This window comes from Parasedimentitalea denitrificans, assembly GCF_011813015.1.
In the GTDB taxonomy this organism is placed as follows: domain Bacteria; phylum Pseudomonadota; class Alphaproteobacteria; order Rhodobacterales; family Rhodobacteraceae; genus Parasedimentitalea; species Parasedimentitalea denitrificans.
Window position 1 is genome coordinate 46,471 of sequence record NZ_QHLQ01000015.1, and the last position, 14,399, is coordinate 60,869.

Genomic DNA, 14,399 nt, shown 5'->3' on the forward strand with positions numbered 1-14,399 from the left:
CTCAAGGCTGATAAATGCCCATACTTTACTGAGGCTTATGACGCTAAATGTCATCTGGGAAAATCAGAGAAAAAGTGAGGGTGGCGGACAGACAGGGATTCGAACCCTGGAGACGGTCTCCCGCCTACACACTTTCCAGGCGTGCGCCTTCGACCACTCGGCCACCTGTCCACTGCGCGCGTTTTGACCGATGCACAGCCAGAATGCAATAGCGAAACTTGGAAAAAAGTGAGCACAATCGTCGATTAATTCATCCATCTAGATGCAGGTAGACACGGCGGTTCACTTTGCCCTTCTTTTCGACCTTACCGATGCGAATTTTTTCTATCTCGGAAGTCTGTTTAACATGCGTACCGCCGCAAGGTTGCAGGTCTACCTGAGCGCCACCAACACCGATACGTACCAAGCGGACCCTACCCGCGTTCTTTGGTGATGCCACCGACATCGTATTAACAAGCTGAGGATTGGCCTCCAGCTCGGCCTCGGTGATCCAGTCCCCAGTGACAGATAAATCACGGTCGATCAAAGCTTGCAGCTGCGCCTGCAAAGCCGCCTTATCCGCAGGTGCCTCCGGCATGTTGAAATCAAGGCGTCCCTTTGCAACACCAATGGACCCACCGCTAACAGGCAGCGGAATAACCACAGACAGCAAGTGAAGTGCTGTATGCACACGCATATGCCCGAACCGGCACGCCCAGTCGATCTCTTGCTTTACTTCGCTCGCAATCGGAGGCAAGCCCTGCCCGTCGGTTGGAACCAAAACTATTGCCCCCTCGCCTTTAACCGAAGTCTCAATTCAACATATACCATGGTCCCAGCTAAGCCGCCCCGCGTCGCCGGGCTGTCCTCCACCGGTTGGATAAAACTGCGAGCGATCCAACACCACGCCGTCGCCTTCAGTTTGCGCCAGAAGCTTACCAGTGCTCTCGCGCAAATAAGCATCATTTTGGAATAGATGATCAGTCATCATTGCCGCCTTCTGAGCCTGCCAGGTCACCGAAATCCGGATGTTCGGGTTTAGGAACTGTAGTCACCTGTTGGGAAGCCGACTGAGCCTTACTTAAGACCTCGGGATTGCGGATCCACAAATCACGCTGTGCAAACGGGATTTCGATATCTTCTTCGGCAAAACGGCGCGCGATTTCAAAATTGAAATCGGAACGCACCGATAGTACCCAATTCACATCCCTAAGAATGGCCCGGATTTCAAAATCCAAACTGTCTGCACCAAAGCCCTGGAACACCACGCTCGGAGCTGGGTTCATCAGCACCATTGGGTGGGCCTTAGCGATTTCAAGCAAAACTCCCTGCACCCTTCGCGGATCAGTGCCATAAGCCACTCCAACCGGCGCAATCACCCTGCCCACTGTGTTTCCGCGGGTATAGTTGGTGACGGTGCCGGTGATAAGATCCGAGTTTGGAATAATCACATCCGTACGATCGAACGTTTCGATCCGGGTTGAGCGCACAGAGATATCACGTACATACCCCATCATGCCGCCGACTTCGATCCAGTCACCTTTTGAAACTGGCCGTTCGACTAACAAAATTATGCCAGAGACGAAGTTCGACACTACTGTTTGCAAGCCAAAACCAATACCTACAGACAGTGCCCCTGCAACAATGGCCAATGACGACAGATCCAGCCCAGCCCAAGAAATGGCCACAACTGCGGCCAAGAATATCCCGATGTATCCAGTTCCGGAAACAATGGCGTTCTGTCCACCAAGATCGAGTTTGGTTTTTGGCAATAAAGAACTGCGCAGGCTGCTCTGAACAAGCCGCGTCACAGTATATCCGGCTGCAAAAACCAGCACGAACAACAAAAATGAGCTGGGCGAAATTCGCGTTTCACCAAGCTGGAACCCTTCAAGGAACCTGGACCAAAGTTCAGTCAGGGTTGCAACCCTTGCTCCCCAGATCAGCGCCAGCAGCGGCACTGAACATAGTGCAAGAACAAATCCGACAAGAACAGAGAACAGCGAGTCACGAGCCGCTTCGGGCTTGCCCGAAACCAGCGCATACACATTGCTAATAAACCCTTGCAAAAGAAGCAGAGTTGACAAAACGAACAGCGTTATGACAACCGGATATATGATCGCTTCGGCGGCTAAAATATAACCAAACGCAGCCAGTATGGGTGAGAGGACACCAAGGAAATAAGCTGCCCTTCGTATGCCACGGACCATCTTATTGGCACCAACAATCACTCCGGTTTCACCGGCCTGCGTTGCCTCACGAACGCGATTAAGACCAATACGCTGCAACCGAACCAGTAACAGTGCGGTGGTCAAAATAATCGGAAAGGCAAGCACAGCACGGGTCGGTTCAGTAAGATTTTCAACTTGCTCAACTTGGTTTAGCAAATCGCGTAAAACATGCATGACCGCGACCAACTCGATGAGCAAACGCATCTCAGCGCGTTGTCCCTTGGGAAATGGAACCAAGTCATCGCTATCCGATCCGGCGAATAGCTGTAGCCCCAACCAATTGAACGCGATCAGGATAGCTGCCCACACGGGCACAGATTCCAGCAGAATTGTTCCACGCACACCCAAAATATCTGCAATTGAAATTGCCTGGACAATCAGTGTCACGCCAAAGAAGGGCAATACTGCCTGCACAAGAGAGGCAATGAACCTCCTGACATCGCTTCCTTTTTTTCCAAAATGACCCAGATATTCTGCAACGCGTTGGGCCCATATCCTACCTCGAAACACCAACACGCCCCCGGCGAGCACTAAGCCCAGAATTAGGGGGAACTTGTTTTGCAGATTTTCACGAGTGGTATCGCTCGACATCTGCCGCAGCGTTTCGTTCCAGATTGCTATGGCTGCGTGAGATAGCTCGCTCCATGCTTCCGGCCAATACTCGGGATCTAGCGGTGAAGGCCCACGTTGGAGCAGCGCCTTGGTCTGGCGTTTGCGAATGATGCTGTCGATTTCAGCGATCAGCCCGTTAGCTCGGCTGTGGGCCTCTTCCGAAACCACACGCGGAACACGCAGCGCATTTAGCTGATCATTGAGGGAGGACCGAAGTGATGCAAGATCAGCATCCTCGACCTCTCCCTCGGCGGGCGCAGGCCCAAGAGCACTGAGCTGAGAATTAAGCGTGCCAATGCGATCAGCATTATCATCCCGTGTGTTGGCAAAGACTTCTCTGTGGTCTGCGATCTCACGTCGCAAAACTTCCAACGCAGCCGAAGACGCACGATCTTCGTCGATAACCTGTTCCGCCCGTTCTGCTGTTTTGAGCCAAACCTGGTAGTAATCTCGTTCGGTAGAGGACAGCTGAGCGTCAGCCCCCCCAGCCCCCCAAACAGCGAAACAAAGAACCGCAAGGGAGAGCCGGAAGAACTGCATAAATTGCCTCATTAGTCTTCAAATACACCCGGGATAGATGCAGGGGTGTGGGTCATCCAATCAGGCACTGGCAAGTTTTTCTCGCGCAGGAATTCAGGGTTGAACAGTTTAGACTGATACCGGGTCCCATAGTCTGCCAACACGGTAACAATGGTATGTCCCTTGCCCATTTCCTTGGCCATCCGCACCGCTCCGGCGATGTTGATCGCTGAAGATCCGCCAAGAACCAGTCCTTCGTCGTGCAGCAGATCAAAGATATACGGCATCGCTTCGTCGTCTGGCACCTGATACGTCATATCCGGTGTGAAACCTTCCAGGTTTTTGGTGATCCGAACCTGACCGATGCCTTCGGCAATGGAACCACCCTCCATAGCCATCTCACCGGTGGTGTAATAGGAATACAGTCCAGCGCCCATCGGATCAGCCAACCCCATTTTCACGCCTTTAGGCTGTAGGGCTTGGGCCACACCAACCAGTGTTCCACCAGACCCAACCGCACAGACAAAGCCATCCACAGCACCGTCGGTCTGCTCCCAGATTTCAGGTCCGGTTGTTTCAAGGTGTGCCTGCCTATTGGCAACGTTATCAAATTGATTAGCCCAGATCGCGCCATTTGGTTCTGTCTCTGCCAGTTTGGCAGCCAGACGCTCTGAATAGCGGACAAAGTTGTTGGGGTTACGATACGGCGCTGCCGGAACCTGCACCAATTGAGCACCAGACAGTCGCAACATGTCCTTTTTCTCTTCGGACTGGGTTTCCGGAATTACGATGACAGTCTTGAACCCCATCGAAGCACCAACAAGAGCAAGACCAATTCCAGTGTTGCCAGCCGTGCCCTCAACGATCGTGCCGCCGGGTTTTAGATCCCCACGGGCGATTGCATCCTTGATGATGTACAGGGCAGCGCGGTCTTTCACCGACTGGCCTGGGTTCATGAATTCGGCTTTACCCAGAATTTCACAGCCGGTCTCTTCGCTGACGCGATTAAGACGAATAAGCGGAGTGTGGCCAATGGCGTCGGCCAGATCACGTGCGATGCGCATGGTTTCCCTTTCGATCAGTTGCCTAAGATGTACCCAAGGCCCGAGGTGACCTCAAGGACAGAACATACAAGGACTATCCGTCGCGTAGTCTTGCCCGGTGTCTGGCCAGCCATAGCGCGGCAGTCACAAGTGGCATATCCAAAAAGGACTGAGCGTCAATTTCAGCCATCAGTTCGTCAAACCCTATGATCTTGCTGCGAATGTCTTCTCCCTCAGCAGCAAGCCCACCGCCTGCCCCGCACTTCGTTAGGTCGCCTACCCCCACAAAAATGTGAATAAACTCGCCAGAAGCTCCGCTCGAAGGGTAAACCTGCGCTACCGGTTCCAACGCCGATAACGTAACCCCGGCCTCTTCCATCGCTTCGCGGCGCGCAGCCTGTTCTGCCGTTTCGCCGGGATCAATTAGACCTGACACGGGTTCCCACATCCAAGGGCGTTGTTCCCCGGCGATGTATGTAGCGGCGCGAAATTGTTCGACCAGCAACACCTCGTCGCGAACCGGATCATAGGGAAGTACCACAGCAGCGTGACCAACAAGCGCAGCTGCGCGATTGATGACCGGGCTAAGGCTGCCGTCATAGCGTCGGTACTGCAGATCCATCTCTTCCATGGCAAAAAAATTAAGATGCGCACGCTTGTGGTTGTGCACCACCACATCCTTGCTCAAGTCGTGATCCGAATCCCCTGATCGCGCCTGTGCAGCCAACCAAGCCGCGGCCCGAATCCGAATGGAAGGAAAACACGTAGCGACTTCTGCCGCACTCATCCTACCTTGATACGACATCACCTCTTGTGCGGCTCGCAGCGTCAGCGCACCCCACTCAGAAATCCAGCCCTGCAAATCCCAAGCGTCTTCGGTTTTCCATAATCCGGGTTCTGGGAAATAAACCTGAGCCGCGACCTCTTGCCCGTCTAGCGTTATCACGGCCACATCTTTCAGGTCGTAATCAAACCCACCCTCATAGAAATTCAAGGCGGTGACGCCCTCTTTTGACAATCCCCGCACCAAAACGCCCTGAGCAACATGATCGCTTCGCTCTTCGATCGCCGGAAAAATTTGCCCCTGCACCGCAAAAATACCATGCCCGGCAAGGCTTGCCTCTCTTGCATCCAGGTCTGCGCCGGACCGTCCTAGCACTAGCTCCAGCAATGGCGCATAGCGTAAAGTTCCATAGAAAAACAGATCTGCCATGCGCCGTAACCTTTTATTTTAAAATGAAAATCAACGCCAACGACGCGATGCGCTTTCGGTCGCCAACCCCGACGCAAGCGCGCCAATCAGTACCATCCCGATAACCTGAGGGACAAAGATTATGATGGCGTAGTCCAGCCCGATTACGAAAATCTCCGACAGGGCTTCAAATGGCCCACCGTACCGATTGCGCATCGCCAGCCGGAACATCTCTTTGCAGCCATAGATAAACAACCCCCAGAACAGCATGACGGCGACACCACTGATACCATTGTTAATGGCTGCCGCTGTTCCCCGGCCTGCTCGCTTACCCATTACGACCCAACCGACGATCAGGCCAATCACCATATTTATTTGGGTAAAATACCCAAAATTCGTGCCCTCTGGCATCAAAGGTTTGATCTGCCCCGACAGGATGAAGGCAAGGAGGGTCAGGCAAAGGGCGGCCGTAAGTTTGGCTCCGGTGGGCATAAGGACAAAATCCGTCTAGCGATTTGATGTTAGATCACAGGTTCACGTTTTAACTGCCGCTGCGCAAGAGGTCAGGTAAAATTTCGACTTTCTTTCAAGCCTATCATCAAGGCCCCAACCTCTTAGCCGCCCAAACAGATTGGAAAGCGGGTCCCAAGGCTAGGGCCCGCGATCAAACAAACACCTGCCTAAAACGCCGTTAACTCTGCGTACAAACTGGAGACTATCAGAGAACTTCATCAAGCACTGTTAACAGTTTTTTAACCTCATTTTCAGACGTGTAATGGGTGAAGCTAAGGCGCAGCACACCTGCAGCTGGGTCAATCCCCAATGCCTTCAGCGCGCGGACTGCGTAAAAGTCTCCTCCACCAGCCATGATCCCTTTTTTCGCCAGTTCCGCTGCAATTGGCTCAGCCGGTGTCTTTAGCTGCAGCGCGACAGTCGGGGCCCTTAGATTGGCATCATCCGGACCAATCAATCGGACATCATTGCGATCCTTCACTGCTTCCAACACCGGTTGCAGTAATTTGACCTCATGTGCCCGCATCAAGTCATGTACAAAGCTAGCTCGCTCAGCAGGATCAGATTCCGGGCCTGCGTGGTGGTCACATAGCATGTCGATGTAATCCGCCATCCCCGCGCTGGCCGCAATCTGCGCATGATCAGGACCCGCCGGGGTAAATCGTTTATACCCAACATCACCGTTGAAAAAATGTGCCTGATTGGGCAGCAACTCGGCCAAGGCCCGCCTGACAACCATCACCCCCTGATGCGGACCATATGTCTTATATGCTGAAAACAGATAGATGTCGGCACCCAGATCACCGACATTTGGCAAGCCATGCGGTGCGTATGACACCCCATCCACGCAAACAAAGGCACCAGCGGTATGGGCCATCGTCGTGATATCCGCTACCGGATTAATCTCACCAACAACGTTTGAACAATGCGGGAAGCAGACCAAACGAACCTTCTCGTCCAGCAACTCCGCTAGGTCCTCCAGATTCAAATGCCCTGACTGCGGGTCAATCTGCCATTCGCGGACTTCGATCCCATGCTCAGCCAGCCTGCGCCACGGCCCCGAGTTCGCCTCGTGATCCTGGTTGGTCACAATTATGGCTTCGCCCTTTTCCATGAAACCTTTGAACGCCTGTGACAGCACGTAAGTGTTCTGGGTTGTCGAAGGGCCAAAGCTCAACTCGTCCGTCTCAACCCCCATCATAGCGGCCAGTCGCTGCCGGGCCTCATCCATTTCTTCCCCAGCAAGGCGCGAGGCCTGATACGGGGCGTAGGGCTGCACCTTTCGTTGGGTATAGAACCGCGTCAGCCGGTCAATGACCGGCTGGCAGGTGTACGACCCCCCAGCATTTTCAAAAAACGCCTGCCCATCCAAAGATGGCTCCGCAAACGCAGGAAACTGGCTGCGTACAAATTCGATATCCAACGACATAACTTCTCCCATCCTTCTCTTTCAAAATCAGTGCCGTTGTTGGCGCCAATGGTCAAGTCCACTGACTAATGACGCTAACTGTCAGCAGGCAGTGTCATCCTAGGCTGGCACAACAAAGGACACACATTATGAGCTACTCACCCAAGGATTTTCTGGTTTGGGGCGAAATACCCGTTACTGATCTGGCCAAAGCTTGCGAATTTTACGGCACAGTCACAGGCGCTGATCTGAGCATTTGCGACGGTGGACCAAACCCAATTGCGATGTTCAAGCCCGCGGACGAGAAAACCGGCGTTGCCCTGCATCTTTATCCCGGCAAGCCAGCAATTGACGGCAGCGGTCCAACCCTTCACCTGTCGGCCCAAGGCACATTGGAAGAGGTGATGGTGCGCGTCGCAAATGCAGGTGGGGAAGTCACATCAGAAGCCATTGAGATTCCCCCAGGTCGGTTCTTCCATGCCAAGGATCCAGATGGCAATTCAGTTGGTTTCTTCTTTGGTCACGACCACTGAACAAAATTGGCCCCGCTATTAACGGGGCCAATTCTTCACTCGTTAACCGCGTAAAATCAGTTATTTACGTCAACAACTACACGTCCCTTCACCTGACCATTTAGGATGTCCGCCCCTAACTGAGGTAGATCGCTCAACGTAGCTGGCTGCACCATCGCCTCTAGCTTCTCCATCGGCAGATCTGACGCGATGCGTTTCCAAGCGCGCACACGGTTGTCGTACGGCTGCATGACGCTATCGATGCCCAGCAGGTTCACACCCCGCAACAGGAACGGAATGACTGTGGCCGGCAACCCTGCCCCGCCAGCAAGCCCAACAGCCGAGACCGATGCGCCGTATTTCATCTGCCCCAACACCCGCGCCAACATCGCGCCACCGACTGCATCCACACATCCCGCCCAGTTTTCGGATTCCAGCGGTCGCTTTACTGTCTCATTCAATTCGTCACGTGCAACGATCTGGGTCGCACCCAGAGACGTTAAATATTCAGAGGTCTCAGGTCGCCCTGTAACTCCTGCCACCTCATATCCAAGGTTGGCCAAAATCGCGGTTGCAACCGAACCCACACCACCAGCGGCACCGGTCACCAGAACTGGACCATGACTGTTCTGCAAGCCGTGGTCTTCCAACGCCATTACTGCCAGCATCGCGGTAAAACCAGCCGTACCAACAGCCATCGCTTGACGAGTGTCCAACCCATCGGGCAGCGGCACCAGCCAGTCAGCTTTGACATTGGCCTTCTGCGAGTACCCGCCCCAATGGGCCTCACCCACGCGCCAGCCCGTCAATACCACCTTATCGCCCGCCTTGTAGCGATCGTCAGAACTGGTCTCGACGGTCCCGGCAAAATCAATTCCGGGCACATGAGGATACTTTCGAACCAACCCACCGCCAGGACCAATGCACAGGCCGTCTTTATAGTTCACCGTGGAATACTCCACAGCCACCGTCACTTCACCGTCGGGCAGTTGATCCAGACTGATCTGCTCTACTGCAGCTGACGTTTTACGACTTTCTTCGTCTCTATTTACAACCAATGCATTGAACATAGTTCTCTCCTTCAAATCCAAAACTTGTCGCGAACCGTCGCCGTGCGCATGCCGTCAGGCGTTTCCACTTCAAGCTTACTACCTGCGTCCCAGTGGGTCATACGAACCATGCCAATTGCCACATTCATCCGGAAATCAGGCGACCAAGCAGCTGAAGACACCCGCCCGACGCGCTTACCTGACGCGTAAAGTGGCCAATAGTCGGTACAGGCCGGTACAGGATCCCCACTGATAGAAAGTGGTCTAATCTGTTGAACCGGCCCCTCTTTTGCCACCCGCAACAACGCATCGCGGCCAATACAGCCAATCGCTGAATGAGTATCACAAAACCTGCCCAACCCACATTCGTGCGGTGTATTGTCGTCAGTCATGTCGTTTCCAAAGCTCAGCAAACCGCCTTCGATCCGTTCAATCAGATTAGGGCACCCTGCCCGCACTTCCAGATCCACACCGGCCTCAAACAGCTTAATCCAAAGCGGCATGCCGATTTCGCCATCTTCGACATAAATTTCAAAACCGCCCTGCTTTGAGTAGCCAGAGCGAGCAATGACCAGATCGCGCCCCTGGAACTGAAATACGCCAAATCGGAAGAAACGGATATCGCGGATACTGCTGCCAAACACCCGCTCCATCAGCGTCTCAGCCTTTGGGCCTTGGATTGCCAGTGGCGACACGTCCGGCTCATCCACCAGAACGTCCAAGCGCCAGCCATTGGCGATGCCTTTGACCCAATACAGTAAATCGCTATCCGCTATAGAGATCCACCATCGGTCTTCTGCCAGTTTCACTGCAACTGGATCATTCAGCATGCCACCCGTTTCATCGACGATTGGAACATAATAGCACTGCCCGGGCTGCATACCCCGCAAATCGCGTGGCGTCAGCATCTGCATCAGCCGCCCGGCATCCGGACCACGCAGCTCTACCTGACGTTCGCAGGACACGTCCCAGACCTGTACGTGTTTCTTCAGATGATGGTAATCCGCTTCAACACTCTCAAACACGGTTGGAAGCAACATGTGATTGTAAACAGTGTAAGCTTTTACATCGGCTGCTTCGACTCCTTCGGAAAAAGGGGTTCTACGCAAACGCCGCGACGGTGAAATCAATGCCATTGCTATCTCTCTGACTTGCTCAGCGACTACATTTTGAAGGAAACACGTCAGAATCCCTCGACTCAACTCTTGCTTTTTTAGTGTCAGACTTTTAAATGTCAGACAATAAAAATATTAAAAGCACTAGTTCGCACCACAGACACGAGACAACGACGTGAAGATTGACCCAAACAGCTCCGCCAACCTTTCGGCTCAAATCGCCAAGGCGATCAGGGATTCGATTGTTGCCGGCGATCTGATCATCAACGAACGATTGCCCTCAGAGGCAGAGTTGGCTGACTACTTCCAAGTCTCACGGCCGACGGTTCGCGAAGCTTTGAAAAGATTGGCGGCTCAATCTCTGATCCGAACACAGCGCGGCGCGACGGGCGGTGCATTCGTGAATCGGCTCAGCTTTCAAGAGGCCTATGCTGATCACGTAACAACCTCGACTCTGTTGCTTTCTATGAATGAGGTTAGCTTCGATACCGCTTGCGAGGCTCGGTACGCCTTGGAACGCTCCTGTGCACCACTGTCTGCGGAACGCCGCACGGCTGATCAATTGGCCACCATGCGCACAGAAATATTCCGGCAAAGCCAACCCAGCCTTACCGATGAGGCCTATTGTGCCTCTGACGTCGCATTCCACAGAGCGCTCGTTGATGGGGCTGCCAATCCTGTTTTATCCTACCAGCTGGCAGGCGCCATAGAGGCGATGCAGCCTTTGATGAACATGATCACTTTCACCATGCGGTCACGAGAGATTATGGTTTGCCTGCACAGCAGTATTACAGATGCGATCGAAAGTGGTGATGGGGATGCTGCGGTGGAATGCCTGCACAATCTGGAAGCTGAAACACGCAAAATTGCGGCTGATGCATTCGCGGCTCGCTCCGCAGCAAGACAGAGATCCGCCACCATCACGAAAATAACCGGTTGATCTGTTGTAGACTTCGGTCAGGAATAATAATCCACCCGTCTCTTTTTTCGAATTGGGTCTTCAACTTCACATCTTCCGGCTCTATATTACAGTTGTTCCCTCGGGGACTATGGACATAAATGCGCTCGTAATAAGCGGATCGGACCCGGGGGCGGTACCCGGCGTCTCCACCAAACATCCTTCATTTGGGGATCATGGGGACGAAATAGGATCGACGAACGTCTAAAGGGGTTAGCTTTGTCTCGGCTGTCTGCCACCGTTACCGGCGAAAACTGTACAATTGCAAATGACAATCGTGCTCCGGCAATGGCAGTTGCAGCGTAAGCTGTAAATGTCGCCGAAACTAACTCCTTAGGTTTAGCGACCTAAGGCGGGGTTCGCAGGTACCTGGCAACAGAAACCTGCACTACCTCCCCCCCTAATTAGCTCGCTCTTGGCGCCTTCGGCATATCGCGGAACAAGCAGAAAAATCCGGACGTCGCGTCACTTGATAATGGCCCGCAAAAGTTCATCGAATTTTGACGGTCACCGGCCACAAAAGTACTTATCTAAGAAAGTACTCACATGACTAAAATTGAAATTCTGCAAAGCTGGTATGACGAGGTTTGGAGCAAGGGAAATCTCAACGTCATCGACCATTTGCTTGTCCCGGATATCACGGCCAACGGTGTGCTCACCTCGATTGGACTGACACGAGAAGAGTTCCGCGATCTTGTGGTTGCAGTTCGCGGCCTCTTGCAATCGATCGATGTGACCCTGAAGCAAACTGTTGAACAGGGCGATTGGTTGGCAGCCTTGACCGAGATTAACGCAAAAAGAGATGACAACGGTGAGCCGGTTTCGATTTCAAGCCAGGTTATGGTGCGATTTGAAGGAACCAGATTGGCAGAAACCCACTATCAATTCGACTTTTTCACTATGTTTGAACAGCTTGGACAACTGCCAACAGATTCACTGCCGATTTGTTTGACGGGCCAGCGTCTCGTTTGGAAGTAATGACCGGAGCTTGACAGGCCCGTTGAAAAAGCGTTGTGTCACCGCCATGGGGTTTTCGCGACCGCCCCGTGAGGCTTAGGCCCAAGGTTCGCATCCATTGCTCCGTTTACGGAAAGGATGCCCCATGGCTACTGCATACTCGGAAATTTCACCCACCCAATTGATGCGCCTAATCGGCACACCAGAGGCTCCGGTTTTGATTGATGTCCTCAGTGATGACGACTTCACCCTAGACCCAAGACTGATCCCGTCGGCCCGACGTCACCACCCAGATCAAATCCTGCATTTGTTACCCGAGTTGGCCGGGCGTCGTGTTGTTGTAATTTGCCAGAAGGGCAAGAAACTCTCGCATGGGGCTGCAGCGTTATTGCGCAACCATGGCATCGCGGCAGAGGTTCTTGCTGGTGGCAACTGGGCCTGGCGCGATGCCGGGCTACCGCTGGTGCCTGTGGCCAGCCTGCCCCAGCCGCACAGCGGTGGCCTTTGGGTCACCCGCCACCGACCCAAGATCGACCGTATCGCCTGCCCCTGGCTGATCCGCCGCTTTGTCGACCCCAAGGCCCAATTCCTGTTTGTTCCACCAGCAGAAGTCACCGCGGTGGCAGAGAAATTCAACGCGACACCGTTTGACATTGAAAACACGTTTTGGAGCCATCGTGGTCCGTCGTGCAGTTTTGACGTGATGATGACAGAGTTTGGCCTAACCACACCTGCCCTATCCCGTCTTGCCGCCGTCATTCGTGCCGCCGACACCAACAAGCCGGAACTGGCCCCTCAGGCGGCTGGGTTGCTTGCCCTGTCGGTAGGCCTGTCACGGCAATACAAGAATGACATCGACCAGCTTGAGGCAGCAATGCCCCTGTATGACGCGTTTTATCGTTGGGCGCGCGATGCGCATGACGAGGGACATGACTGGCCAGCGGTGAAAAACTAATGCGCCCTTCGATGAGTGAAATGGTCCGCGTCTTTGGACGCATCGGCCTGCTGAGCTTTGGTGGGCCAGCGGCACAAATTGCGGTGATGCATCGCGAATTGGTTGAGGATCGCCCCTGGCTGAGCGAGCCTGGTTTCCTGCGCGCGCTGTCGTTTTGCATGCTGCTGCCCGGCCCCGAGGCAATGCAGCTTGCCACCTATGCGGGGTGGCGGTTGCGAGGCATCCCTGGCGGGCTATTGGCGGGGCTGTTATTTGTCATACCCGGCGCTCTGATCATCAGCATTCTGGTTGGGTTTTACGCTGTCTATGGTGAACTTGAGCTTGTTCAGGCAGGCTTTCTTGGCATCAAAGCCTCGGTGGTAATCATAGTTCTTCTGGCGTTGCGTAAACTAGCTCGCAAGGCGCTGCACGGCATCAGTGCATGGGTGCTAGCGGGCCTAGGGTTTGTTGGTCTGTTTGCCTTGAACCTGCCGTTTCCACTGATCGTGCTTGGGGCCGGTCTTTATGGATTGCTGCGCGGCGGCGCGGGCGCTGAACCCGAAGGGACGCCCAAGCAGCTGAATGTTTCTTTTGCGGGACGGCAGATTCTGACCTGGGGCGGGCTTTGGATGCTGCCATTGATCGCCCTTAGCCTGTCAGGCGCAACGTTTCTGGCCAATATCGGGTGGTTCTTTGCTAAACTGGCTGTCGTTACATTTGGCGGCGCCTATGCCGTCCTGGCCTACATGACCCAAACCGTGGTTGAGAATTATCACTGGATCTCGACCGAACAAATGATTGACGCCCTCGGCTTGGCCGAAACGACACCCGGCCCGCTGATCCTGGTCACCCAATTTGTCGCCATGTTGGCCGGCTTACAGGCCCAAGGCCCCGCGCTTGGGCTTGCGGCTGGGCTGGTTGCGCTCTGGGCCACCTTCATGCCCTGCTTTCTTTGGATCTTTCTAGCAGCCCCATATGTCGAGCAAATATCCTCACACCCTCGGTTAGGTGCAGCGTTGAAGGCCATCACCGCTTCGGTTGTTGGGGTTATCCTGAACCTGTCGGTCTGGTTCGCGATGCATGTGCTGTTCACAAAGGTCGAGCGTGTTGACCACCAATTGCTATCGATTGCTGTCCCTGTCAGGGCCAGCCTAGACCCTGTGGCACTCGGTTTGGTTTGCCTCGCCGCGGTCGCAACCCAGATTACCCGCGGTAGCATGATGCTGACCCTGTTCCTAATGGCACTGGCTGGAATCGGCACGACCTTACTGCCGGGTGTTGGATAAGTCGTCGACTAATCAAAGAGCAATGCAGCATAGAGCCCGAAGGATAATCACAAATTCTATGCTGCTGCTCTTTTGTTTCTGACCGAATCCC

Annotated in this window: 12 protein-coding genes, 1 tRNA gene, 1 other RNA gene and 1 pseudogene; 6 read left to right on the top strand and 9 right to left on the bottom strand. The window is 53.9% G+C overall.

Going from position 1 to position 14,399, the window contains the following annotated elements:
* Positions 1-81 precede the first annotated feature (81 nt).
* From DL239_RS14725 to DL239_RS14755, 7 genes and pseudogenes are all read right to left on the bottom strand, one after another.
* Positions 82-171: transfer RNA gene (locus DL239_RS14725), tRNA-Ser, on the bottom strand.
* Between the two features lie 79 nt (positions 172-250).
* Positions 251-967 (bottom strand): annotated as a pseudogene (locus tag DL239_RS14730) (alanyl-tRNA editing protein).
* A complete protein-coding gene (locus tag DL239_RS14735) occupies positions 960-3,374 on the bottom strand; it encodes a DUF3772 domain-containing protein (protein WP_167684863.1) in 2,415 nt (804 codons plus the stop codon). Before DL239_RS14735 ends, DL239_RS14730 begins: the two are co-directional and overlap by 8 nt.
* Entirely contained in the window at positions 3,374-4,405 is a 1,032-nt protein-coding gene (locus tag DL239_RS14740) for a cysteine synthase A (RefSeq protein WP_167684864.1), read from the bottom strand. The genes DL239_RS14735 and DL239_RS14740 overlap by 1 nt, the downstream gene beginning before the upstream one ends.
* A 73-nt stretch (positions 4,406-4,478) precedes the next feature.
* Positions 4,479-5,597 carry an NUDIX domain-containing protein gene (locus tag DL239_RS14745; protein ID WP_167684865.1) on the bottom strand — a complete coding sequence of 373 codons (1,119 nt, stop codon included), beginning with the start codon at positions 5,595-5,597 and terminating at the stop codon, positions 4,479-4,481.
* A gap of 30 nt (positions 5,598-5,627) precedes the next feature.
* On the bottom strand, positions 5,628-6,068 hold the full coding sequence (locus DL239_RS14750; protein WP_167684866.1) for a TrgA family protein: 441 nt from the start codon (positions 6,066-6,068) through the stop codon (positions 5,628-5,630).
* 226 nt (positions 6,069-6,294) lie between these two features.
* Positions 6,295-7,518, bottom strand: coding sequence for an aminotransferase class V-fold PLP-dependent enzyme (locus tag DL239_RS14755; protein WP_167684867.1), 1,224 nt, complete (start codon positions 7,516-7,518; stop codon positions 6,295-6,297).
* A 128-nt stretch (positions 7,519-7,646) separates the two neighbouring features.
* On the opposite strand from DL239_RS14755, the gene DL239_RS14760 reads away from it, so the two are divergent.
* Positions 7,647-8,030, top strand: a complete 384-nt coding sequence (locus DL239_RS14760; RefSeq protein WP_167684868.1) for a VOC family protein — start codon at positions 7,647-7,649, stop codon at positions 8,028-8,030.
* Positions 8,031-8,086: 56 nt separating this feature from the next.
* Here DL239_RS14760 and acuI read toward each other — a convergent pair whose 3' ends face one another.
* Entirely contained in the window at positions 8,087-9,079 is a 993-nt protein-coding gene (gene acuI, locus DL239_RS14765; RefSeq protein ID WP_167684869.1) for an acryloyl-CoA reductase, read from the bottom strand.
* An 11-nt stretch (positions 9,080-9,090) separates the two neighbouring features.
* Positions 9,091-10,194: a dimethylsulfoniopropionate demethylase gene (locus DL239_RS14770; RefSeq protein WP_167684870.1), complete on the bottom strand. Its 1,104-nt coding sequence runs from the start codon at positions 10,192-10,194 to the stop codon at positions 9,091-9,093.
* Between the two features lie 154 nt (positions 10,195-10,348).
* Between DL239_RS14770 and DL239_RS14775 the strand changes: the two genes are divergently transcribed.
* The 5 genes from DL239_RS14775 to chrA all read left to right on the top strand — a co-directional run bounded on the left by DL239_RS14775 (position 10,349) and on the right by chrA (position 14,308).
* Positions 10,349-11,113 (top strand): FadR/GntR family transcriptional regulator, encoded by a 765-nt coding sequence (locus DL239_RS14775; RefSeq protein WP_167684871.1) that lies wholly within the window; start codon positions 10,349-10,351, stop codon positions 11,111-11,113.
* A gap of 55 nt (positions 11,114-11,168) precedes the next feature.
* Positions 11,169-11,521: a transfer-messenger RNA gene (ssrA, locus tag DL239_RS14780) on the top strand.
* Positions 11,522-11,677: 156 nt separating this feature from the next.
* Positions 11,678-12,109, top strand: coding sequence for an ester cyclase (locus DL239_RS14785; protein WP_167684872.1), 432 nt, complete (start codon positions 11,678-11,680; stop codon positions 12,107-12,109).
* Positions 12,110-12,233: 124 nt separating this feature from the next.
* The gene (locus DL239_RS14790) at positions 12,234-13,043 is read left to right on the top strand and encodes a chromate resistance protein ChrB domain-containing protein (protein WP_167684873.1); all 810 of its coding nucleotides are present in this window, start codon (positions 12,234-12,236) and stop codon (positions 13,041-13,043) included.
* Between the two features lie 20 nt (positions 13,044-13,063).
* The gene (gene chrA, locus DL239_RS14795) at positions 13,064-14,308 is read left to right on the top strand and encodes a chromate efflux transporter (protein WP_240931880.1); all 1,245 of its coding nucleotides are present in this window, start codon (positions 13,064-13,066) and stop codon (positions 14,306-14,308) included.
* Positions 14,309-14,399: the final 91 nt, after the last annotated feature.